The organism is Nocardia amamiensis NBRC 102102, from assembly GCF_001612745.1.
GTDB classification, from domain to species: Bacteria; Actinomycetota; Actinomycetes; order Mycobacteriales; family Mycobacteriaceae; genus Nocardia; species Nocardia amamiensis.
In genome coordinates this window covers 1-23,462 of sequence record NZ_BDBA01000014.1, presented here as the reverse complement: position 1 = coordinate 23,462, position 23,462 = coordinate 1, and the positions used below count along the sequence as shown (strand labels likewise).

Annotated in this window: 18 protein-coding genes; 7 read left to right on the top strand and 11 right to left on the bottom strand. The window is 69.8% G+C overall.

The annotated features are described in order from the left end of the window. The 6 genes from NA4_RS03925 to NA4_RS03900 form a co-directional block, all read right to left on the bottom strand. On the bottom strand, positions 1–222 hold a 222-nt coding region (locus tag NA4_RS03925), incomplete at its 3' end, for a 2-oxoglutarate dehydrogenase E1 subunit family protein (protein WP_157128788.1). 105 nt (positions 223–327) lie between these two features. Then, positions 328–4,560, bottom strand: coding sequence for an ABC transporter transmembrane domain-containing protein (locus NA4_RS42440; RefSeq protein ID WP_157128787.1), 4,233 nt, complete (start codon positions 4,558–4,560; stop codon positions 328–330). Positions 4,561–4,606: 46 nt separating this feature from the next. After that, the gene (locus NA4_RS03915) at positions 4,607–5,389 is read right to left on the bottom strand and encodes an ABC transporter permease (RefSeq protein ID WP_067463957.1); all 783 of its coding nucleotides are present in this window, start codon (positions 5,387–5,389) and stop codon (positions 4,607–4,609) included. Beyond that, on the bottom strand, positions 5,386–6,393 hold the full coding sequence (locus NA4_RS03910) for an ABC transporter ATP-binding protein (RefSeq protein ID WP_067463954.1): 1,008 nt from the start codon (positions 6,391–6,393) through the stop codon (positions 5,386–5,388). The genes NA4_RS03915 and NA4_RS03910 overlap by 4 nt, the downstream gene beginning before the upstream one ends. Then, positions 6,390–7,121 carry a hypothetical protein gene (locus tag NA4_RS03905; RefSeq protein ID WP_067463952.1) on the bottom strand — a complete coding sequence of 244 codons (732 nt, stop codon included), beginning with the start codon at positions 7,119–7,121 and terminating at the stop codon, positions 6,390–6,392. The genes NA4_RS03910 and NA4_RS03905 overlap by 4 nt, the downstream gene beginning before the upstream one ends. A 140-nt stretch (positions 7,122–7,261) precedes the next feature. After that, positions 7,262–8,287: a glutathione S-transferase family protein gene (locus NA4_RS03900; RefSeq protein WP_067463950.1), complete on the bottom strand. Its 1,026-nt coding sequence runs from the start codon at positions 8,285–8,287 to the stop codon at positions 7,262–7,264. A gap of 170 nt (positions 8,288–8,457) precedes the next feature. On the opposite strand from NA4_RS03900, the gene NA4_RS03895 reads away from it, so the two are divergent. Both NA4_RS03895 and NA4_RS03890 read left to right on the top strand, forming a co-directional pair. Further along, entirely contained in the window at positions 8,458–9,252 is a 795-nt protein-coding gene (locus NA4_RS03895; protein ID WP_067463949.1) for an enoyl-CoA hydratase/isomerase family protein, read from the top strand. A 92-nt stretch (positions 9,253–9,344) separates the two neighbouring features. After that, positions 9,345–10,619 carry a class I adenylate-forming enzyme family protein gene (locus NA4_RS03890; RefSeq protein ID WP_067463947.1) on the top strand — a complete coding sequence of 425 codons (1,275 nt, stop codon included), beginning with the start codon at positions 9,345–9,347 and terminating at the stop codon, positions 10,617–10,619. Between the two features lie 7 nt (positions 10,620–10,626). On the opposite strand, the gene NA4_RS03885 is transcribed toward NA4_RS03890, so the two are convergent. Then, positions 10,627–11,373 carry a tyrosine-protein phosphatase gene (locus NA4_RS03885; RefSeq protein WP_067463945.1) on the bottom strand — a complete coding sequence of 249 codons (747 nt, stop codon included), beginning with the start codon at positions 11,371–11,373 and terminating at the stop codon, positions 10,627–10,629. A gap of 415 nt (positions 11,374–11,788) precedes the next feature. Here NA4_RS03885 and NA4_RS03880 point away from each other — a divergent pair, with 415 nt between their 5' ends. Both NA4_RS03880 and NA4_RS03875 read left to right on the top strand, forming a co-directional pair. Further along, positions 11,789–12,271 (top strand): TetR family transcriptional regulator, encoded by a 483-nt coding sequence (locus NA4_RS03880; RefSeq protein WP_067463942.1) that lies wholly within the window; start codon positions 11,789–11,791, stop codon positions 12,269–12,271. Between the two features lie 50 nt (positions 12,272–12,321). After that, positions 12,322–13,500: an amino acid deaminase/aldolase gene (locus NA4_RS03875; RefSeq protein WP_067463940.1), complete on the top strand. Its 1,179-nt coding sequence runs from the start codon at positions 12,322–12,324 to the stop codon at positions 13,498–13,500. 6 nt (positions 13,501–13,506) lie between these two features. On the opposite strand, the gene NA4_RS42435 is transcribed toward NA4_RS03875, so the two are convergent. Together NA4_RS42435 and NA4_RS03865 are read right to left on the bottom strand one after the other, a co-directional pair. Next, entirely contained in the window at positions 13,507–17,547 is a 4,041-nt protein-coding gene (locus NA4_RS42435; protein WP_245671090.1) for an AAA domain-containing protein, read from the bottom strand. Between the two features lie 320 nt (positions 17,548–17,867). Then, a complete protein-coding gene (locus NA4_RS03865) occupies positions 17,868–19,655 on the bottom strand; it encodes a DEAD/DEAH box helicase (protein WP_067463937.1) in 1,788 nt (595 codons plus the stop codon). 62 nt (positions 19,656–19,717) lie between these two features. Here NA4_RS03865 and NA4_RS03860 point away from each other — a divergent pair, with 62 nt between their 5' ends. Together NA4_RS03860 and NA4_RS03855 are read left to right on the top strand one after the other, a co-directional pair. Further along, positions 19,718–20,572 (top strand): carbon-nitrogen hydrolase family protein, encoded by an 855-nt coding sequence (locus NA4_RS03860; RefSeq protein ID WP_067463935.1) that lies wholly within the window; start codon positions 19,718–19,720, stop codon positions 20,570–20,572. Between the two features lie 11 nt (positions 20,573–20,583). Next, positions 20,584–21,207, top strand: a complete 624-nt coding sequence (locus NA4_RS03855; RefSeq protein WP_067463933.1) for a phosphoribosyltransferase — start codon at positions 20,584–20,586, stop codon at positions 21,205–21,207. 6 nt (positions 21,208–21,213) lie between these two features. Here NA4_RS03855 and NA4_RS03850 read toward each other — a convergent pair whose 3' ends face one another. Next, a complete protein-coding gene (locus NA4_RS03850) occupies positions 21,214–21,738 on the bottom strand; it encodes a gamma carbonic anhydrase family protein (protein ID WP_067463932.1) in 525 nt (174 codons plus the stop codon). A gap of 223 nt (positions 21,739–21,961) precedes the next feature. Here NA4_RS03850 and NA4_RS03845 point away from each other — a divergent pair, with 223 nt between their 5' ends. After that, complete coding sequence (locus tag NA4_RS03845) at positions 21,962–22,309, top strand: DoxX family protein (RefSeq protein WP_067463930.1); 348 nt, start codon at positions 21,962–21,964, stop codon at positions 22,307–22,309. Between the two features lie 105 nt (positions 22,310–22,414). On the opposite strand, the gene NA4_RS03840 is transcribed toward NA4_RS03845, so the two are convergent. Next, on the bottom strand, positions 22,415–23,314 hold the full coding sequence (locus NA4_RS03840) for an ESX secretion-associated protein EspG (protein WP_245671089.1): 900 nt from the start codon (positions 23,312–23,314) through the stop codon (positions 22,415–22,417). Positions 23,315–23,462 lie beyond the last annotated feature (148 nt).

The following is a 23,462-nucleotide window of genomic DNA, read 5'->3' as shown; positions in this document are numbered from 1 at the left end:
GACCGGAGCCGGAGCCGGAGCGGCGGCCTGCGCGGGCGCGGGGGCGGCCTGGCTGTTGCCGGAATCGCCACTCGCCTCAGGCGTGTAGTCGGCCAAGAACTCATGCCAGCTCTCGTCGACGGAAGATGGATCTTGCTTGAACTTCTGATACATCTCGTCGACCAGCCATTGGTTCTGACCGAACTGGGAAGTTGAGCTGCTCACAGCAGGTGTTCGCCTCATTTCGTTCTTCGCGCTGCGACGTTTGTGACGTGCCCGGCACGGGGATCAGCGGATGCGCGCCGATGCGCCCTATCTGAGGATAGGCCCAGCAGCAAATCGGCGGATTCACTGACCACCCGACACCCCCGACCTCATAGGTGACGACTCGTCGATACTCGAGAATATTCCCCCGGACTCGTGGGCCGCTGCCCACAGTCGGGCATACGGCCCACCCGCTGCGAGCAGCTCCGCATGGGGGCCGAATTCCACGATCCGGCCGTGGTCGACCACGGCGATCCGGTCGGCCCGAGCGGCCGTGCCGAGCCGGTGCGCGACGATCACCGTGGTCCGATCGCGGCTCAGCGATCGGCTCGCTGCCAGCACCGATGCCTCGGCGTCCGGGTCCAGCGTCGCGGTGGCCTCGTCGAGCAGCAGCAAGTCCGGAGCGACCAGTTCGGCGCGGGCGAGCGCGATCAGCTGACGCTGGCCCGCCGACAGGCCGCGGCCTCGTTCGCCGACCGGCTGCCGCATACCGAGTGGGAGGGCGGCGATCATGTCGCTCGCGCCCACCGCGGCGGCGGCCGCGGCGATTTCCTCGGCGGTCGCGAATGGTTTCCCGAATGCAATGTTGCTCGCCACGTCGCCGGTGAAAAGGTGAGCTTCCTGCGGGACGATGCCGAGACGTGAGCGGTATTCGGCCAGGCGGTAGTCGCGGATGTCGGCGTCGTCCACACGGATAGAGCCGGGCTCGGAGGCGCGGTTATCGTTCTGCCGCGAACTGGTGGCACTGTGCTGAGACGCGCTATCCACGGAATCGGCCGGGTTCGACGCTGGGATCTTCGGGGAATTCGGCTCTGGCGGATTACCGCCGGAATGGTTCGACTCGTCCTGAGGCAGGTCATACAAACGTGCCAGCAACTTGACGACGGTCGACTTGCCCGCGCCGGTCGGCCCGACCAGCGCCAGGCTGGAACCCCGCGGGATGTGCAGAGAAACACCGTCCAGGGCCGGGACCCGGCTACCCGCGTACCGGAAGCGGACGTCATCGAAGGCGACATCGCCGCGCAACCCCTGCGCGATCGGCACCGGATCGACCGGGTCGGCGGTGATCGAGGACGGCGTGCGCAGCAGATCCCCGATCCGCCGCAGACCGACCCTGGCCTGCTGGTAGCTGTCGAAGACTTGGGACAGCTGGAGGATCGGACCGAACAGCAGTTGGAGATAGAGCACGAACGCGACCAGCGTTCCCGCGCTGGTCGCGCCGGTAGCGACCTCCCGCGCACCGAAGAACACCACCGCGGCCAGCGCCACGTCGGCCCATCCGACGACGAATGCGAAGTACAGCGCGATCGCCCGCTGAGCTCGCAAACGGCTGTCGCGGTAGCGCTGCGAATACTCCGCGAACCGACGGGCCGCGCGCGGCTCGTGCCGGTTCGCCTGCACCGCGCGCAGCCCCGTCACGTTTTCTTGGAAATCAGCGTTGACCGCCGACACGTGCTCCCGCGAGACGGTGTAGGCGATGGACGACACCCGCCGGAACAGCACCGTCGCGAGCACCAAGGCGGGCACCGTCGCCAGCACGACCAGCGCCAATGAGACATCGATCACCAGCAACGCGACCGCGATGCCGACCAGCGTCAGCAGGCCGACCAGGGTGGTGGCCACCCCGGTTTGCAGGAATGTCGACAGCGCGTCGACATCGGTGGTCATCCGGGTCATGATCCGTCCGGACAGCTCGCGTTCGTAGTAGTCCAGCCCGAGCCGCTGCAGATGCGCGAAGCTGCGGACCCGCAAGCCGAACAGCACCCGTTCCCCGGTGCGCGCGGTCAGCACGGTGGTCGCCGCCCCGACCGCCCAGCCCGCGGTGGCGAGCATCGCGCCGAGCAGGGTGGCGCGGACCAGCGCCGCGGCGTCATCGCCCAGCACGCCACCGTCGATCGCGTAGCGCACCAGCGGCGGGAACGCGACGCCGATCACCGCGTCGGCCGCCAGCAGCGCCATCACCGTCAGCACCAGCCGGCGCACCGGGCGCAGCATGCGGCGCAGCCCGAAGCGCGGATCGGGTTCGCGGAAACGTTCTACGTCCAGGCCCGGCTGCTCGGTGGCGGGTGGCAGGCGCTCGATGGTGCGGCGCAGTTCGGGGGTCTCGCTCACGTCCGTTGCCGCGCCCGAGAAGCGGCCACCGTCGGAACGCCCCGGCGCACGCCCCTTTCCGGTCCCGGAGGGGGCGCTGTCCGGGGCCGGGGCGACATGTCCGACAGGTGCGGGCAGCCTGATCACGCGATCGGCATGGGCGAGCGTCGATTCCCGATGCGCCAGGATCAGCGTGGTCCGGCCGCCGTGGTCCGGCAGCGCATCGAAGATGGCCGCCTCGGTCACCGCGTCCACGGCCGAGGTGGCGTCGTCGAGCACCAGGATGCGCGGGCGCGCCAGCAGTGCTCTGGCCAGCGCGATCCGCTGCCGCTGGCCACCGGAGAGAGTCAGGCCGCGCTCGCCGACCACGGTGTCGTATCCGTCCGGCAACTCGGCGATGAACTCATCGGCCGCGGCTTGCGCGGCCGCCTGCCTGATCTCCTCGTCGGTGGCCTCCGGGCGGCCGAGCGCGATATTCGCGGCGATCGTGTCGGAGAACAGGAAGGGGTCGTCGAAGACGACGCCGATGGCCGCGCGCAGGTCGGCGGCGCGCAGGTCGGCGATATCGACACCGGCGGTTTCCGCCGTGAGTGTCGCGGTGCTCGCGCCATGCCGTGTGACGGTGAACGCATCCGCCTGGTCGGTGCTCGGTGCGTTGCTCGACCCGCTCCACGTCACTGCCGATGAATCGGGCGTGTGGGCGCTTGCCGCGCTGCGCGAACCGTTCCGTGTGACGGTGAACGGGTCAGCCGAGTCGGTGCGCGGCGTGGGGTGCGGACTGTTCCGTGCGGTGAACGCGTTCGCCGGGTCGGTGCTCGGTGTGTTGCTCGACCGGCTCCGCTCGACGGCCGCGTCGGTGTTTGCCGCGGTGCGCGGACCGTTCTGCGTGATGGTGAATGGGTCGGCCGAGTCGGTGCGCGGCGTGGGGTGCGGACTATTCCAGCTGTCGATGAACCCATCGCCCGGGTTGGTGCGCGGTGTGGCATCGGTGAACAGCCGGATATGGCCGGAGTCCGGTGCGTAGAACCGGGGGAGCAGCAGGGCAAGCGTGGACTTGCCCGACCCTGCCGGGCCGATGATGGCCACCGTCTCACCGGGCCGGATGCGCAGGTCCAGCTCACGCAGAACGGGCTGATCGGGATCGAATCCGAAGGTGAGCGCGTCGATTTCGATGCCGAGCGGCCCGTCCGGCAGCTCCGCCGGACGATCCGGGTCGGCGATGACCGGCGCGGTGTCGATCACCTGGAACACCCGTTCGGCCGCCGCCCTGGTCAGCTGAGCCATGACGATCACCGAGGAGAGGATGCGCGCGGTGCCGGTCATGACGGCGACGTACGCGGCGAACGCGACGAAGGTGCCGATCCCGATGCTGCCGTGCAGGGCGAGCAGTCCGCCGAGCGCGATGACCGCGACCATGCCGAATTGTGGAATCGTCGCCACCGTCGGGGCGAAGCGGGCGTCGATCTTCGCGGCACGCATCCGCTCCGCGAACAGTCTGCGGCCGTGGCCTTCCAGCAGGTCGACCATCCGCGCTTCCTGACCGAAGCCCTTCACCACCCGCACCCCGGTGACCGTCTCCTCGACGTGTTGGGCGAGGTCGGCGGCGCGCTGCTGCGCGGACCAGGTCGCCGCGTGCAACCGGGGGCGCATTCGGTAGACCACCAGTCCGATCGCGGGCACCACCAGCAGCGCGACGGCGGCCAGGGGCGGCGAGAGCCAGATCATGACCACGGCGGAGAGCACGAATTCCAGCAGCGCCATACCCGACAGCGGCGCCATCGCCATCAAGCCCTGCACCAGCTGGAGATCGGTGATCGACCGCGACACCACCTGCCCGGTGCGCAGGGTGTCCTGGCCGACGCCGTCCAACCGTTGCAGCGAGCCGAGGAGATTCACGCGCAGCGCGTGCTGCACGTCCAGTGACAGTCGTCCGGCCAGCAACCTCCGCCCGAATCCGGCTGCGGAGCGGCTGACGGCCAGTACCAGGAATAGGCCCGCGACCGCACTGATGGCAGCGGTGTCACCGACACCGGCCGCATCGATGGCCTTTTTGGTCAGCAGCGGCCCCGCCGTCTCGATGACCGCGCCGCCGAGAATCGCCGCCCCGATCCCGGCAAGTACCGCGCGGTGCGGCCGACATTCGGCCCACAGCCTGCGTATCCATCCTGGTTGGCCGCCCCCGTCCACCACGCCAGCTCGCCCCCTTCGTCGTACCGCGTTCTTCATCGACGGTACCGACGCCCACCGACACGCCGTTGTTCCCGGCGTGGGGTCACAGGTCGCGGGTGCGCAGGCTCCACCAGCTCGCGGCACCCAGGCCGATGGTCCACAGCAGCAGCACCACGACGGCGGCCGGGGTGGGGGCGAGGAAATCGCTGTCCGGGAAGGAGCCGACGGCAACGGTGCCGACGGTGGCGGAGACGGGCAGCAGGGTCACCACGCCCGGGATGCCGAGACCGCGGCTGACCAGCCACAGCAGTGGTTCGGCGAGCCCGATCCAGCCGAGCAGCAGCGCCGGCGCCTTGGACGAGGAGCGCACCAGGATGCCCGTGCTCGCGCCGATCAGCGACCAGCAGACGGCGGCGAGCAGCCCGCCGCCGAGCACGGCGAACAACTCCGCGGTTATGGCGATCTTGGAGCGACCCGCGGCGAACAGGCCGCCGAGCGAGACCAGTTCAACGGCCGCGCCCGCCGCCACCGCGCAACACCCGATGACCAGGAACTTCGCGGCAGCGAACCGATCGCGGTCGGTGGTGAACAGCACGCTCACCGGCACCGTGTGGTACCGGTACTCTGCGCCGGTGCTCACCGCGCCGAAGACGGCGGCCGCCAGCGCGACGACGCCGAGACCGACGTAGAGGCCGATCGTCGCCGCGCCGGTGGCAGGCTCGCCGCGCGGGTCCGGCGGTCCGGCCAGGCCCGCCGAGGCGATGCTCGCGATCAGCGCGGTCACGAGTACGGTGCCCGCGAGCAGCTGGCCGCGCGGCATCATGACGACCTTGCGGATCTCGGAGTTGACGGCCGGCACCAAGTCCGCGGGGAGGATAGCGATCATCGTGGGATTCCGTAGGGCAGCGGCGACGGTTGCTGGGTGCCGGGCGCGAGGCCGGGATAGTGCGGCGCAGGCGCGGCGGTGGATTTGGTCAGCGACGCGAGCACCCGGTCGGGGTGGATGGGGTCGGAGACGATGCTGTCGATCCGCACCTTCGCCGCGGTCGCGGCCGCTCGGATCTGCGCCTCGCCGGCCTCGGCGACGGCGAGGCGGCCATCCGGGCGGATCACCGCGTCGGTAAACCCTTGGGCCGCAAGCATGGTCGCCAGCGCGATGGGCGGGGACGCCGCGACGACCAGCCGGTCCGGATGTCCGCGCCGCAGCCGGGCCGGGCTGCCCTGGTACACCACCGCGCCCTCGCTCAGCACGATCAGGTGGTCCGCGCCGGGCAGCACGGCGGCGAGGCTCTCGCTGGACAGCAGGGCGCTGCCACCGCGGCGGGTGTGCCTGCGCAGGAATTCCTGCAACCAGCCGCGTTCGGCGGTGTCGAGTCCGTCCATCGGATCGTCGAGCACCAGCAGCGGAGGATCGCCGAGCAGCGCGGTAGCCAGCGCGAGCCTGGTCTGCTGCCCGCTCGACAGGTTGACGATCTTGGTCGCGGCGTGCTCGTCCAGCCCTACGAGCTCGAGCACCTCGCCCACCCGCGTATCCGGGAGGCCCGCCGCGGCCGCGTAGATCAGCAGGTGCTCTCGCGCTGTCCGAGCCGGATGCAGTCCGCGGGGCGCGAGCACGCCGCCGACGACCCGAGCGGAAGCCGCGGCGTCGGGTCGCGCCGGACCCGGTCCGACCACGGACGCGGTACCGGAACTGGGGGCGACGAGCCCGAGCAGCGCCCGCAGGATAGTGGTCTTGCCCGCACCCCGCGGACCCACCAGCGCCGCGGTGGTGCCGGAGGGCACGGTGAAGCTGACGTCCGTCACGGCGGTCGCAAGGTCGTACTGCTTGGTCAATCCCCGGACCGCGAACGCGACCGGACGGGCCCCGGCGGACGCGCGGCGGACGCTCATCGTGGCGTGCCCGGAGGTTGCGGCTTCGCCGGGTCGATCGCGGTGAGCGGATCGGCGTCGACGATCAGGTACCGGTCGGCCGGCCAGACGACCGGTGGCGGCCCGAATGCGTTGCGCGCGTTGGTGATCGTGGCCTTGCCCAGGGCGCGGTTGCCCGCGCCGCCGATCACGGCGCCGATGCCTGCGGGCAGCACCTTGCCCGCCATCAGCGCAGCGCGCTTGGTGATGAACCGGACGATGAACCGCTTCAGCAGCGAATCATTCATGCTCGACAGCCCGGGAATCCGGTTGGCGAACACCGTGCCCCAGTTCTTCGCGGAGGAGCCGACGGTTTTCTGCACGATCTCCATGCCGCTCTCGCCCAGGACAACGGCCAGCACCAATGCCCTGCGCTGCTCCTGATCCTGCGGCGAAATGCCGTGCACCGCGGCCACCGCGAGGGTGAACACCGCGGATGCCTCCATGAAGAAGGTGGTTTCCGCGCTCACCGCGGCGACCGCGGCGATGGTGCCGACACCGGGCAGCGCGGCGGTCGCGCCCACCGCGCTGCCGCTGCCGGTCACCGCGAGCAGGTATTGCTTCTCCAACCGCTCGATGATCTGGGCGGGGGTTTCGTCGGGATGGGAGCGCCGGATCCGGTCCACATACCTGGCGACCGCGGGCGCCTGCAGGCGGGACCCGGTATCGAGCAGCTCGACCACCGTCTTCTCGAACGCGCCTTTGAGCATCGGCGGCATCCTCCTCTTCCGGTCTCCTGGGTTGAACTGTATGGCACCGGTTGCCGTCAGCTCGTCATGACAACGAAGTACCCAGGTGGATCGGTTCCACTAGGCCGGCTCGCCTTCGCTCGGACTCGGCCGGGGCAACGTTATGCGGGGCCCTGCACGGCAGGTACGCGTTCGGTCAATGGTGGCGGGGGCGGCGGGGTTCCGTCGCCGAACGGGCTGCCGCCGAGGGCTTCTCTGCCGTGCGGGGTCAACCAGTTCGCCAGGTCGGGACCCTTCGGGACGATTCCGGTCGGGTTGATGTCCCTGTGCACGACGTAGTAGTGCGTCTTGATCTGCCCGAAGTCGATGGTGTCGCCGAAGCCGGGGGTCTGGTACAGATCGCGCGCGTACGCCCACAGCACGGGCATCTCGGTGAGTTTGGACCGGTTGCACTTGAAGTGCCCGTGATAGACGGCGTCGAAGCGCGCCAGTGTCGTAAATAGTCGGATGTCCGCTTCGGTTATCGTGTCGCCGACCAGATAGCGTTGTGCGGCAAGGCGTTCCGAGAGCCAGTCCAGCCGGTTGAAGAGCCGGTCGTAGGCGGCGTCGTAGGCGTCCTGTGCGCCGGCGAACCCACACCGGTAGACGCCGTTGTTGACGTCGCGGAATACGGCGAGGTTCACCTCGTCGATCTCCGCGCGCAGCGATTCGGGGTACAGCTGCGGCGCGCCGGGCCGGTGATAGTCGGTCCACTCGGTGGAGAAGTCCACCGTGATCTGGGCATAGTCGTTGGTGACGACCTGCCCGCTCGGCACGTCCACGATGGCGGGCACGGTGATGCCGCGCGGATAGTCCGGGAATCGCGCCAGGTAGGCGTCGCGCAACCGGGGGATGCCGAGCACCGGGTCGACGCCGCCGGGATCCAGGTCGAAGGTCCAGCTGAGCTTGTCGTGCGTGGGACCGCACAGGCCGAGCGAGAGCACCTGCTCGAGTCCGAGCAGGCGCCGCACGATCAAGGTGCGGTTGGCCCACGGGCAGGCCCGCGCCGCGACGAGCCGGTAGCGCCCCGGCTCGACCCGATAGCCGTCGCGGCCGTCGGCCGTGATCCGGGTGGTGATGTAGTTCGTGTCCCTCTTGAACTCGCCGGGCTCGACGTAGGAACCGCTTTCGCTAGCCGACTTGGTCACTTGGACAGTTTTGCAGATTCAGGACCTGGTGGGCGCTGTCGAACGTAGCCGGTCTTCAGCCTGCGCATGGCCGGGTCGGAAACAGGGGCACGCATAGTCGTTGCTGTCGGCCGTCGGTCGTCGGCCCGCGCATGGCCGGAGCCAGGTGGCCCTACGCCTAGGCTGACCGGATGAGTGAAACGAAGGCCACCCGCCTGGAACGCGACCGCACCGATGCCGGCGCCGAGGTGGCGACCCTGACGCTCGCCCATCCGCCGCTCAATCTGTTCGATCGGGCGATGCTGGACGCGCTGATCGCAGACATCGCCGAGTTGTCCGCGCGACCGCCGCGCGCGGTGCTGCTGCGCGCCGAGGGCAAGGTGGTGTCCGGCGGTGTGGACGTGCACGTGTTCGACGGGCTGACCGCCGAGCAGGGCGCCGAGCTGTGGCAGACGCTGTTCGCGCAGATCATCCACCCGCTGGAGGCGCTGCCGTGCCCGGTGGTGTTCGCCGCGCACGGATTGACCCTGACCGCGGCCTTCGAGATCGCGCTCGCCTGCGACATCCTGCTGGCCGCGCCGAAGGCGAAGTTCGGGTTGGTGGAGACCGTGGTCGGGCTGACCCCGTCGATGGGCGGCCCGCAGCGTCTCGCCGAGCGCGCCGGGTCGGGACGTGCTCGCGAGTTCGTGATGACCGGCGACCTCTACGACGCGGCGACGATGGCCGAGTGGGGTGTGGTGAACGCGGTGCACGACGACGTCGACGCGGCCGCCAGGGCGCTGACCCACCGGCTGGCCGACGGCCCGACGAAGGCGCACGCGGCAACCAAGCGGATCATCGAGGCGTGGCGTTCCGGCGGTGTGGCACATGCGGATTCGGTGACACCGGAGGTGTCCGGCGCCCTGTTCGAGACCGCCGATCTCCAGGGCGCGGTGCGCAGCTTTCTCGAGGTGGGCCCGGGCAAGGCCAGCTACACCGGGCGGTGACAGGTCGGACACGTTAGTCGCCTATCCCAGCGAGATTGTGACCCGAGTCATATAGTCGCAGTGCCTGCTCACTCGAGGCACGCGGAGGACGAATGTCGCAGTTTCTCGTCGAATACCCCCTGACCGGCCCACATGTCTGGGATAACCCGCTAGCTCGAGGCGCCGACGGGGTGCTGCGCTACGGAAACCTCACACCAGCGCTGACCGAGCTACTGGATCTGCAGGTCCACGCGTTTTCCACCCGTGAGGCAGTGGTGGAGGTCGGCGGCCCGCGCCTGACCTATCGGGAGCTGTGGCACTCCGCCTCCCGGATCGCCGGCGGTTTGCAGGAGCACGGGATCGGCTACGGCGATCGGGTCGCCATCCACATGCCCTCGGGCGCGCGCTGGGTGCAGGCATTCCTCGGCGCCCTGCTCAGCGGTGCGGTGCCGGTGCTGGTGCCCGACGGGTTGCCCGAGGCGGTGGCCGAGCGCGTGATCGTCGACAGCCGTGCCGATTTCGTGCTCGGTCGTCCAGGGGGCGGGACAGAGCTGCCCGACGGGGCCGCGTACATCGATGACGGTGCGGCGCTGAGTGATCTGGCGCTGCTGTGTTACACGAGCGGCACCTGCACGCCCAAGGGGGTGGAGCTGACCAACGAGAACCTGCTCTCCGCAGTGCGCTCCATGGTCGCCGCCCTGGATCTGCCGACCGACGGCCTGCGCAATCTGGTGCTGCTGCCGTTGGCGCACGCCAGTGGCTGTGTCGATCAGCTTTTGCCGACTTTCGCGGTCGGTGGCACGGTCGTGCTCGCCCGGGACTGCCGCCGCATGGCCGAAGCCATGGCGGACGAGCGCATCGACATGGTCTCCGCGACGCCGCGGATCTTCGCGCGCCTGGTGCCTGGACTGGCCGAACTGCGCGCCGAAGGTCTGTGCACCGAGGGCGTCGCGCGGATCAGCAAAGCCGGTCACCGTGCCGAACGCGCCGCGGCGCCGGCCACCCGCATTACGTCGACAGGGGGCGTCGACCTGACGGCCGAACTGCGCGGTGTATTCCCGGCTGCTCGGCAGTGGTCGGTCTGGGGTGCGACCGAGACCAGCGGCATCGGCCTCGCGGTGGACGACGCCGAGCAGGCGGCGGACCCGTCGGGTCTGGACGCCGTGCTCGGATTCCCGTTCGGCGGTACCGAATTGGCGCTGTGGGGCCCGAAGGCGACCGCGGGACACGGGGAACTGCTGTGCCGCGGGCCGAACGTCACACCACGCTATTGGGACGACCCGACCACCACCGCGGCGCGTTTCACCGGAACCTGGTTCCACACCGGCGACCAAGTGACGATCGACGCCGACGGTTTGGTGCGCCGGGAAGCGGTGCCCGCCGAGTAGTCCGGGCTCACTCCAGCATGCGGGTGCGCAGGCGCGCGAGCAGCTCGGGCGTCAGGCCGACGGCCCCGAGATAGCCGCGCAGATCGCCGTGCAGCTCCCGCATCGAGACCGTAGCGGTCTCCAGGTATTCCTCGCGCACGCCGAGCAGGTCCACCGAGACCTCCTCGCCACTCAGCAGTTTCGACGTCATCAAGGAGCGCAGCGCGGGGATCGCCCCGTTGCTCTCCAGGTAATCGGCCCGCACATCGGCTTCGGCGACGCCGACCGCGCGCAGCAGTGTCGCGACGGCCCAGCCGGTGCGGTCCTTGCCCGCCGCGCAGTGCACCAGCACGGCGCCGGTGCCGCGCAGGATGGATTCGGCGAGCGCCGCGATGGCGGCGTGCGCCTCGGGCAAGGCCGGGAACATCCGGTAGACCTCGAGCATGTGCGTGTACGCCGTCCGCGCGGTCGCCTCATGGGGCGGGGCCTCGGCCATTCTGGAATCGAACGGCGTGACGGTCAGCCGGACGTCCGCGGGCAGCCGATCGGCCCCGATGTGCTCGATCTCGCGGTGTCCGCGCAGGTCGTGCACGTCGGTGACGCGCAGTTCGCGCAGCGCGGCGTGGCCCGCCTCGTCGAGTCCGCTCAGCTGGGCCGAGCGCAGCAGCACCCCGGGGCGGACCTTGGCGCCGTCATCGGTGCGCAGGCCGCCGGTGTCCCGGAAGTTGAAGGTGCCGGAGAGGAAGTACTGATCGGCGGGTGGCGAGAGAGTCACCGATCCAGGCTATCGGCCCCGCGGTACGAAAGGATGTCCATCGCGGATCGAACCTCACACAATAAGCTGACCGATTTGGGCGGTTCCAGTGTGGTGTTCGTCACAAGACCTGGGATGCTGGGCTTGCGGACCGTAGCCTCTTCTACGGTCTGTCGATGACCGGGTGGGTCCGAGATGGCCCGTCATAGCGGGGATTCCGGGCGACACGGGTCCATTGCATCGCGATCGCGGTTGGGTAACAAAACATTCCTCCAGTACGGAAATACCCAACGAACCCGTTTCTTAAACCGGAAAACCCTCTAACATTGATGAACGTTGGACCGGGCAGCGTGGAGTTTTCTAGAAGTTGCCCGCCATGTTCAGCGAGTCGTGCCGACCGAGGTGCGTAAGTGTTCTTTCGCCGAGGGAGTCGTCGTTGAGCGCAGGTGGAGAAGTAATAACGGAGATTCGGCTACGGCCGGCCGTTCTCGAGGCCGTCGAACAGGCGGCGGCAACACTCGACTACACAGGCCTCCGCGCGCTGCGCGTGCTGCTGCACGCCGGAATCAGCGCGTACTGGCCGCTGGTCAAGGCCACTCCGATCAAGCAGGTCAGGTCATACGAGATGACCGTGCAAGCGTTGCGGACGAACTGGGAGACGGCCAACAGCTGCGTGCCGGACCCGATTGCGGCAGCGTTCTATCGCGACAAGGACGCGGAGGTCACCGCGTTTTTGGAGCTGTGCGCGGAACGCTCGCAAACGCAGTGGCTGGAGCCGGTCGAGTCGATCGCATCCCTTGTCGTCTCGCTTGTGCAGGGCACCGTCTTGCGCTGGCTTGCCGACTGCAACGACGAGACCATGCTCGTGGTCCTCGACGATATGACCAGCAATCTGGTCACCAAAGCCGTCGAGGTCTAGCTTTTCCGGAATACTGGACGATCGACCAGTTTGATGGTTGAGTTGTCCTGGTGACCGAGACGTCGCCGATCGCGGGGCTGCACGCGGCCACCGCCGAGTTGGACCCGCCCCTGGCCGCCCTCGACCTGGCCGTCCTGCGCGCCAACGCCGCCGATCTGGCGCGTCGCGCCGGCGGTGTCCCGGTGCGGGTGGCCAGCAAATCCGTGCGCTGCCGCGCCGTTCTCGCCGAAGTCCTCGGCGCGGACCTCACTGCCGCGGGCGGTTTCGCGGGCATCATGTCCTATTCCCTGCGTGAGGCCATCTGGCTGGTGCGCCACGGGGCGCGTGACGTCCTGCTCGGCTATCCGACCGTGGACCGCGCGGCGCTTGCCGAGCTGGCCTCCGACGACATCCTGCTGCGATCGATCACGCTCATGATCGATGACGCCGCCCAGCTCGACCTGACCCGCGCCGCCCTCGGCACCGACCGGGTGCGCCCCCGGGTCTGCCTGGACGTGGACGCCTCCCTGCGCATCGGCCCGTTGCACCTCGGTGTCCGCCGGTCTCCGGTACGGACGCCACAGGAAACGGCCGCCTTGGCGAGCGACGCGCTGCGCCGTGGGTTCGACGTGGTAGGCGTGATGACTTACGAGGCGCAGATCGCCGGGCTGCCCGACGCGAACGCCGCGGTGCGCCTGGTGAAGCGGGCGTCGGCGGCGGAGATCGCCAAGCGGCGCGCAAAGGTGCTCGACGCGGTCCGCTCGGTGACCGGCAAACTGGAGATCGTCAACAGCGGCGGCACCGGGTCCATCGAAGTCAGCATTGCCGACCCGGACGTGACCGAGGTGACCGCTGGATCGGGCCTCTACGTACCGACGCTGTTCGACCACTACCGGTCGTTCACCCCTAGGCCCGCACTGTATTTCGCCACCTCTGTACTGCGGCGGCCCACGCGGAAGATCGCCACCGTCTTCGCGGGCGGCTACATCGCTTCCGGACCGGCGGGGCCGTCCCGGGTACCGAAACCGATGTGGCCCAGCGGATTGAAGCTGCTCGGCACCGAAGGCGCCGGAGAGGTGCAGACGCCGCTGTCGGGAGCCGCGGAACTGCGGATCGGCGATCGGGTGTGGTTCCGGCACGCGAAGGCCGGTGAACTGTGCGAGCGGTTCGACACCCTCCACCTGGTCGACGCCGACGGCTCCCGCGTCTCCGTGCCGACCTACCGCGGCGAGGGCGTCTGCTTCGGCTGACCGCTTTCAGCCCAGCCGCAGGAACGCGCCCAGGTCGGCCAGCTCTTCCATGGTGGCGGGCAGATACTCGGTGAGCAGCGGTGAGCGGATGATGATCGCCTTCCACATGGCCCGGCACAGCGCGGCGCGGATCAGCCCCCGGGACAACAGCGACCGCATGTCGTAAGGGGCGTCGGCGGGGCTGGAGGTGGTCATCGAGAGCAGCACCACCGCCGCTTCTCTGCCGCGGAACCGATCCGGCGTGCCCACCAGCACGTCCTCGATCTTCGCGCGGGCCAGCATGGTCCGGATCCGCCCCACCTGCGCGGCGTAGGGCGCGACCACGAAGATGTCGTGCGGGTGCACCCGGCGCGTCGTCGCGCCGATCGTCCAGGACATGCCGAGCAGCGCGCGGACCCGGCGCACCACCTCGCGCGCCTCGGCGGGCGAGGTGGTGGCATTCCCGTAGTGGTCGACCAGGACGGTTTGCACGCCTGGCTCCTCGCCGTCCAGACGCCTTGCCAGCGTGACGGTTTCATTGGAGCGCAGTCGTCCGTCGTAGTACAGCCGGGAAACGGGTTCGCATACCGCGGGATGCATCCGCCAGGTGCGGTCCAGGAAATAGCCGCGCTCGGAGGGCAGGGTCTGGCGTCCCTCGGCCAGCCAGCCGAGCACTGATTCGCCGACCGGAACCGGATGGGTCCCGCGCGCGGCCGACGGCACGGGATCGCCGAGCAGCAGCAGGTTGCGTGCGCTCGCGGCGACGGCCACGGTGTCGGCCAGCGCGAAGCGGCCCGCGTCGGCGATCAGGAGCAGATCGAGGCTTTCGCGCGGCACCAGATCGTCGTTCGCGAAATCGGCCGGAGTGCCGCCGAGTACGCAGCCGCTGATGGCGTTGTCCAGGAAGCGCGGATAGCGGGCGGCGTCGATCACCGCCCACTCCGGGGCGACGGCCGCCGCGTCCTTCTTGGCGACCAGCTCCGGCAGCACGCCGACCCGCACGATCGCGTCGAGCAGGTTCTCCACGGTCGCGTGGTCTTGCGCGACGATGCCGACGCGCCAGTTGTGCTTGGTGACCAAGCGCTCCAGCACCCTGGCCGTAGTCGAGGTCTTCCCGGTTCCCGACGGTCCCTGCACCGCGACGTAGGAGCGGTCGAGCGCGCGCACGGCCGCGGTGATCGCCGCGGCATGATCGCCGTGTACCTCGGGCAACCTCGCGCCGCCGTGGAGCCGGGGCGGGCGGCGCGCGAGGATGTCGAAGACCGCTTCCCGCGGCGTGTCCGGGAGGGTCATGAGCAACTGCTGCGCCGCCAGTTCGACCGCGAGTTCGGCGTTTTCGTCCCATTCGGGCAGGTCGGGCGCGATGGCGGTCGGCAGCTCGTCATAGGGTTCGCAGCCTCCGGGCAGCAGTTCCTCCAGCCGGACGGTGTCGTCGAACTCGGTGTCCACCGAGCACCCGAGTACGGTCGCCGTGGCCGTTGCCCGGTGGCCGACCGCGGTGACCATGCCCGCGGGTGGCGGCTGGTCGTAGAAGGTGTAGACGGTCGTGCCGGGGGTGAGCACACTCGGCCCCGCCGCGCCACTAGAGCCGGTTCCGATCCGGCCGGTCAGCGTCAGATACCGCCGCATGGTCGGGAGGTCGGGGCGGCGATGCCATTTGGTGTCCACCGTGCCCCAGTCGGCGACGAGAACCCCTGGCGCGTCGGGCCATTCGTCCACCGGGTGGCTGAGCCGGTCGGCATGTGCCCACCACAGCGGCTGCCGCTCGCGCCGGTGATAGCCGAGCGCGGCGGCCATCAAGGCTGCGGGGTGCAGGGAATCCCCGAGTCCCGCAGCGTATTCCGCCAAGGCGGCTTCCAGCGACGACGGCCGGGACGGCGGCGCGCCCGGGACGGACGCGGTCCACCACGAACCGGCTCCTGCCTGCGTTCCGATGTGCTGCTCGGCAGGATGCTGTGCACCCTCCGGTCCCCCAACGTATTCCGCCGCACCAGCCCCCGGTGACGATCGCCGGGAGGGCGGTGCGGGCTCTGGTGCGTCCGGGGTCCACCACGAACCGGCTCTTGGCTGTGTTCCTATGTGCTGCTCGGCGGCGTGGTCGACAGGATGCTGTGCGCCTTCGGGTCCCGCAGGGTGTTCCGCCGCACCAGCGCCCGATGACGATCGCCGGGAGGGTGGTGCGGGCTCTGGTGCGTCCGGGGTCCACCACGAACGGGCCCTTGTCTGCGGTCCGATGTGCTGTTTGGCGGCGTGGTCGACAGGATGCTGTGCGTCTTCTAATTCCGCAGGGTATTCCGTCGCGGCAGCGCCCGGTGATGATCGCCGGGAGGGTGGTGTGGGCTCCGGAGCGTCCGGTGCGTCCGGGGTCCGCCACGAACCGGCTCTCGCCTGCGGTCCGATGTGCTGCTCGGCGGCGTGGTCGACAGGATGCTGTGCGCCTTCGGGTCCCGCGGGGTGTTCCGCCGCACCAGCGCCCGGAGACGATCGCCGGGACGGTGGCGCGGGCTCCTCCTCGCCTGCGACGTGCACCGTGCTCCACGCACTGGCTCGGGTGTCACGTTGCTCGGACACACAGTCGAGCAGCCAATCGCGCAGCCGCAATACGGTGTGATCGTCGCTCGAATGTTCCGCATCGGGCCACATTTGCCGCAGTGTGCTCAGGTCATAGGATGGCTCGCCGATGATCATCGCGTTGCGGATGACCGGGTACAGGTCGACCAGGACGCCCGCGCGGAGCAATTCGTCGACGAACTCCTCGCCGACGCTGTGCTGCCCGGCGCAGTGCAGCAGCGCCGTGCGCGCCGCCGAGGTGTAGTGATAGATGTGCAGGTCCGGATACATCCGCCGCCGCTGCGCCAGATAGTCGAGCACCTGATCGAGCGCGCGGCGTTCCGCGCTCGCTGCGCCGCCCGGCTCATCCGGGCCGGAAGGCCCACGCAGGGACAGGCGCACCGTGTCCGGACCGCCGATCTCGACCGTGCGGGGCATCCGCCCGCCGCCCCCGATGGTGAGCGCGAGGTCGCCGGGGGAGGGCGGCGGCAGCGCGCCGAGCGCGGTCGGGTCGGTCAGGGCATACGTTGGCTCGTCCGAAACTTCGCGCCGCAGTTGGATTTCCGCCTGGCGACGCAGCGCCGTGATGGTGCGCGGCGGCACACCCGGCACCGAGACCTCGCCGGCGGCCAGGCGATCGATGGTGCTCACTCCGGCTTCACGCAGGCGGGCGCGGATCGGCGACGCCATTCCGGCGACGAGCAGCAGATCGCGCGCGGTGGACAGAGCGGCGGTGCAGGTGCGGCAGCGGCCGCAGGCGAGATAGCGGGGGTCGCCCCACTGGACCGGCAGCAGTTCACCGAGTTTCTCGTCCACGATGCGCTCCACGCGGCGCCTGCGCGCGCGGTACACCGGCAGCAGCTCGCTCAGCGGCTCGGCCATGCTCTCCTCGCCCAGGTGCAGCCGGACGAAAGGCGCGGTCAGCGCGCCTGAACGGTCGAGGGCGGCGGCGCAGGCGGCGAGTTCGAGCGCGGCGCCGACGCGGTCCGCCGCCGTGGGCGCGGCGCCGTGCACGGTGTAGCGGACTCGATGTTCCGCGCGTACCAGAAAGTCGCAGGAGCTGTGGAATCGGCCGTCGAAGAACGTCGCCCCGTGGACGACGTGCGCGCCCGCGCGCAGGGCCGCGATGGTGTCGGTGTGCGCGGCCGTCAGGGCCGCGATACGTGCCGCTGCGCGACCGCTTACTCCATCGCTCGGTGCTGATGCGCGCCCGCTCGGTCCATCGCTGGCTGCCGATGTGCGACCGTTTACTCCATCGCTCGGTTCAGCCGGGTCTCCGATGTTGTCCGGCGGCCGGTCGATCTCGACGACCGCTCCTGGGAACCGGGCACGGTAGTCGGCGAGTTGGCGTTGCCGAGCGTCATCGATGTCGGGTGCGCGTTCGGGTGCCGGTGCGGCGATGCCGGGTTCGGCCGGGAGGGTGCCCAGTTCGGTATCGAGGGCACGCAGCATGGCGAATTCACAGTGCGCCGCGCGCACGAGATCGACGGCGGTGCAGACGACACGATCACCGAACACGAACAAACGCGGCCCTCCTGTGTCTTCGCGGGACACCCGCTGCCGTGTGCGCCTCGTTGCGCACGGACGGCAACACTGTAGCTAGGCGGCAGCCTCGCCTTCGCTCGGCCCGCCGCATGAGCGGCTGCTCGAGCCCTCGCTCGGCCCGGCGCATAAGCGGCTGCTCGAGCCTGCGTTCGGCCCGGCGCGTGGGCGGCTGTCTCGCCTGCGCTGGGCCCGGCGCGTGGGTGGCTGCTCGAGTTTGCGCTCGGCCCCGCGCGCTGTGGACGGACTCCGTCCTGCCGCTTCTATGCGTCTGACCTCGGCGTACCGTCCCCGGTTCAGGAGCGTGGCTTGCGGCGCTCCGGTCGCTTGGCGCCCTCGCGCTCCCGACGCTGGCCGCGGCTGAACGTGCGGTGCTGCGGCGGCCCCTGGTCCAGCTGCAGCTGAATCAGAACACCACTGATCCTGGTGCGCCGCAATGCCTCCAGCGTCTCCGCGGGCAGTTGCGCGGGCAACTCCACGAGGCTGTGATCGGGGCGGATGCTGATGTGCCCGAAATCGCTGCGGCGCAGGCCGCCTTCGTTGGCGATCGCACCGACGATCGCGCCGGGCACCACGCGATGCCGCTTGCCGACGCTGATCCGGTAGGTCGCCAGCTCCGTTCCGCTGACGCGGTGGTGCGCCCCGCCGCGGTCCTCATCGAGCCGCCGCGCGGGCCGCTCGCGCAGCGGACGATCGCGCTGCGGGCGCTCGACCGGCTCCGGCTCGGGCTCCATGAAGAAGTTGTCGCCGTCGTGCGAGCCGAGCGCCAGCGCCGCCGCGATATCGGCCAGCGGGATGTTGTGCTCGCGCTCGTAGTCCTCGATCAACTTGCGGAACAGCGCGAGATTCGACGAGGCGAGGTTCTCGGTGATGGCGTCGCCGAACTTGGTGACGCGCTGGGCGTTGACGTCTTCCACGCTGGGCAACTGCATTTCGGTCAGCGGGTGCCGGGTGGCGCGCTCGATCGACTTGAGCAGGTGCCGCTCGCGCGGCGCGACGAACAGCAGCGCCTCACCGCTGCGACCGGCCCGGCCGGTGCGGCCGATCCGGTGCACGTAGGACTCGGTGTCGTGCGGGATGTCGTAGTTGACCACATGCGAGATGCGGTCCACGTCCAGCCCGCGCGCGGCGACGTCGGTGGCGACCAGGATGTCCAGCGAACCCGACTTCAGCTGGCCGATGGTGCGCTCGCGCTGGTTCTGCGCGATGTCGCCGTTGATCGCGGCGGCGGAGAAACCCCTGGCGCGCAGCTTCTCGGCAAGCTCCTCGGTGGCCTGCTTGGTGCGGACGAAGATGATCATCGCCTCGAACGACTCGACCTCGAGCACCCGGGTCAGCGCGTCCAGCTTGCGCTGATGCGAGACCAGCACCCAGCGCTGGGTGATGTTGGTGGCCGTCGAGGTCTTCGCCTTGACCGTGATCTCGACCGGATCGTGCAGATACTGCTTGGAGATCTTGCGGATCGCGGGAGGCATGGTCGCGGAGAACAGCGCCACCTGCTTATCCGACGGCGTGTCGGCGAGGATGCGTTCGACGTCCTCCTGGAAGCCCATCTTGAGCATCTCGTCGGCCTCGTCGAGCACCAGGTACTGCAGCTGCGACAGGTCGAGCGTGCCCTTCTCCAGGTGATCGATCACCCGGCCCGGCGTGCCGACCACGACGTGCGCGCCGCGGCGCAGGCCCGACAGCTGGACGCCGTAGCTCTGGCCGCCGTAGATCGGCAGCACATGCAGACCGGGGATGTGCGCGGCGTAGCGGCCGAACGCCTCCGCGACCTGGATCGCGAGCTCGCGGGTCGGGGCCAGCACGAGCGCGCGCGGGCTCCGGCCGGTGGCCTCCAATCCCATCAGGATCGGGATGGCGAAGGCGGCGGTCTTGCCGGTGCCGGTCTGTGCCAGACCCACGACGTCGGCGCCGGAGAGTAGCGGGGGAATCGTCGCGGCCTGGATGGGTGAAGGCGATTCGTAACCGACGTCGGCGATGGCGGCGAGGATGCGCTCATCGATACCTAGATCGGCGAAGGACGGGCCGTCGGTGTCCCTGTCGTCGTCGCCAGAAACGCTGTCGACCTGATTGGTGCTCATTGACCAGCAGTTTACTGCCTCGTGCTGGCCGTCTCGGCCACCGCCCCAATACGGTGAGATCTATGCAACTGGACGACTCGCCCACGCATCAGGAACGGACGCCGAATCAGCTGGACGTGGCGGTCGTCCAGTTCGCCCCCTCGACCGACCCCGCGGCCAACCTCGTCGCGCTGCGCGAACACGTGCGCGCGGCCCGCGAGCGCGGGGCGCACGTGGTGGTCGCGCCGGAATACTCGATGTTTGCCGTGACCCGTCTCGACGAGCGGGTCGTTGCCGTCGCCGAGCCGTTGACCGGCCCGTTCGTCACCGGCCTCGGCGATATCGCCCGCGAGTCCGGGGTGTTTCTGGTCGCCGGGACGGTGGAGCAAGTCGCCCCCGGCGGCGACCGGATTCGCAACACTCTCGTCGTGCTCGGACCCGACGGCGGCCTCGTCACGCGCTACCGGAAGGTGCACCTCTACGACGCCTTCGGGCACCTGGAATCCGACGTGGTCGAGCCCGGCGCGATCGAAGCGCCGGCCACCTTCACCGTCGCGGATGTCACATTCGGCATGCAGACCTGCTTCGATCTGCGCTTCCCGGAAGGGGTGCGCCGGGTCGCCGCCGCGGGCGCGCAGGTGCTGCTGCTGCCCGCGCAGTGGATACCAGGGCCGGGGAAGGTCGACCAGTGGACCACGCTGGTGCGTGCCCGCGCCATCGAGAACACCGTGTACGTGGCCGCCGCAGATCAGGCAGCACCGCGCGGTGCGGGCGCCTCGATGATCGTGGACCCGAGCGGTGCGGTGCTCGCGGAACTCGGCGACGAACCGGGTGTGCTGACCGCGGGCATCGACCTCGCGTACCTGAGCAAGGTGCGCACCACCAACCCGAGTCTCGCGTTGCGCAGATTCGCGATCACCGAGCGTGGACCGGAGTAGCGTTCGCATCGATGGTCTACACCGATCGGGCCTCGGCCGGTCGCGCGCTGGGTGCGCATCTGGAACACCTGCGGGCGTCGAACCCGCTGGTGCTCGGCCTGCCCCGGGGCGGGGTCCCGGTGGCCGCCGCGGTGCGCGACATGATCGGTGGCGACCTCGACGTCCTCTTGGTCCGCAAGCTCGGTGTGCCGTGGCAGCCGGAGCTGGCCATGGGCGCCATCGGCGAGGACGGAGTGCGTGTGCTCAACTCGGACGTGCTGGCGCACACCGGAGTGTCGCAGCAGCACGTGGCCGCGATCGAGGCCAGGGAGCGCGCCGAGTTGGAGCGGCGCAAGCAGGTGCTGCGCGGCGACGTCCAGCCGATTCCGCTGGAAGGGCGCACGGTGGTGATCGTCGACGACGGGATGGCGACCGGCGCCACCGTTGCGGCCGCCTGCCGGGTCGCGCGCCTGCACCAGCCCGCGCGGGTCGTGGCCGCAGTCCCGGTCGCCTCGACGGAGGCGATGCGCCGGGTTGCCGACGAGGCCGACGAGGTGGTCTGTCCGTGGGTGCCGCGCTCGCTCGGCGGCGTCGGCGGCGCCTACCGTGACTTTCATCAGCTCGGAGACGCGGAGGTCACCGCGCTGCTGTGCTGAGCGCGCTCAGACCTCGGTGATGCCCTTGCGATGGCGCTGCGCCAGCTCCGCGTAGAAGCCCGGATTCAGCCGCACCCACATCTGGGCTTGCGTGCCCTCGATCGGGCGCTTCACCTCGGCGGGCGATCCCGCGGCGAGCACACCGTCGGGGATCTCGGCGCCGGGCGGCACCAGCGAGTGCGCGGCGATCATGCTGCCTGCCCCGATCTTGGCCAGGTCCAGCACCGTGGTGCCGTTGCCGACGATGGCCTCGGCGCCGACCGCGGCCCCGTGGAACACCACGCTGTGCGCGATGGTGGCGCCGGAACCGATTTCCATCGGCACGTCCGGCGGCACGTGCAGGACGGCGTTGTCCTGGATATTGGCGCGTTCCCGGATGACGATCGGCGCCAGATCCGCCCGCAGCACCGCGCCGTACCAGATCGAGGCGCCCGCCTCGACCCGCACATCGCCGATCAGCGTCGCGGTCGGCGCGATGAACGCGGACGGATCGACCTGGGGACGTTTGCCTTCGAATTCATAGAGTGGCACTCGTACACCGTAAACGGTTCGATCGCGTCGTCGGCTCCGATGACCCGATCGGCCGTGCCGGCCCACCACGGTCGTGGTGTCGGCTGGTCGCCCCGCGCACGCCGACGGCCACCGCGCTCCGTTACCACGCTCAGTGGCTGTCATCGCATGTCACACTCGCGGCCGGTCCATCGTCACCTCAGCAGAGACGTGGAAACGAACCGTGAAGGGAACGTGATTGGCGATGACCACCGCTTATTACATCGTTGGTGTCCTGACCGCCTTGTGGGTCGGCTTCTCGGCCTACTCACTGCTCACCAGGCAGAAGTTCGTCGTTGAGTCGTTGGAGGAGTACGGCGTACCGAGGTCCTGGTGGAACTGGCTCGGCTCGGCCAAAGCCGCCGGGGCGGTCGGCCTCGTGGCCGGCTTCTTCATCCCGGCCGTGGGCGTGGCCGCCGCCATCGGTCTCATCCTCTACTTCGCCGGTGCCGTGGTGACCACCCTGCGTGCTCGCTCCTACAAGACCACTCCGTTCCCGCTGCTGTACATGGCGCCGGTGATCGCCACCCTGGCTTTGCAGGCGGCTATCTGAACGCGAACCGCCACTGCGCCAGAAGATCCGGCCCGGGATGTACTGTCCCGGGCCGCACTTCCATGCAGCGGAGTTCCGTTCCGAGCTTGACGGGACGTCGGGCGCTCAGCGTTGGGCGTAGGCCGTGGACGTGCGCGCGGCCGCGCTGACCAGTGGGCGCAGCTGGGCGGCGAAACGGTCCGCGGTCACGGCGACGATGTCGACGTCGGTGCCGGTGCGCACGGCGTAACGGCCGTCGGCGACGACGTCGATCCAGCACAGCACGCCGAACGGGCGCGGCTCACCCGTGCCGCGGCGGGCGGAGACGACGATCTGGCCGATGCCATCGCGCGGTTGCTTCAGCAGTTTGCGGATCCGGGCAGGCGTGGACGGACCGGCGACCGGGATGGTCACCAGGTTGCGGCTGTCCTCACCCACCTGGGCACGGGGAGCGGTCAGTCGCCCCAGGGTGCCAGGGGCGTTTTCCGGCAGCATCGAAACCACCCGCGCACACAGGGTTTTCGAGCTGCCGACGAACAACCGCACGTCGCCGCCGCGATCGGCCGTGGCACCCGCTCGCTGCGCCGCGACCACCGCGACGTTGCCGGTGACGGCGCCGAGAATCCGAACCGGCCGCGAAGCCGTCCCGGATGCCTGCTCGTCATTGGTCGTCGGTGCCGGCGGCGTCAACGGTCCGCCATCCCTCGACGGTGCCGGAGGCAGCGTCAACCGCCCGCCATCCCGGTGCGCAGCGGTGGCCGGGAGGGCCGGTGCCGAATCGCGTTGACCGAACACCTCGATCCGCAGCTCCGGTTGCGCGAGAACGCGCAGCGCGGCTTCCAGATCCGCGTCCAGTACGTCATCGCACCAGCGCTCTAGTGCGGGCAGTTGCGCTGCGCGCTCGCCGATGTCGCGTGCGGACAGGCGCACGGCGAGGGGATAGGGGATTCGATCGCCGTCGGTGCGCGACCAAGCCAGCGCGAACTGGTCCGGGGTCAGCGTCCAGTTCACTCGTACTCGGCCCATTCGCCCAGCACGGGCGGCGTGGTCGGATCCATCGACCCGATGAGTTCACCGCCGTCGTCGGAGGGCTCCAGGAAGGTCGGGAGGTCGTCCAGGTCGAATTCGTCGTCTTCGTCGTCGACGGGCACGGCTCGCGCGCTCGCGGCGTTCG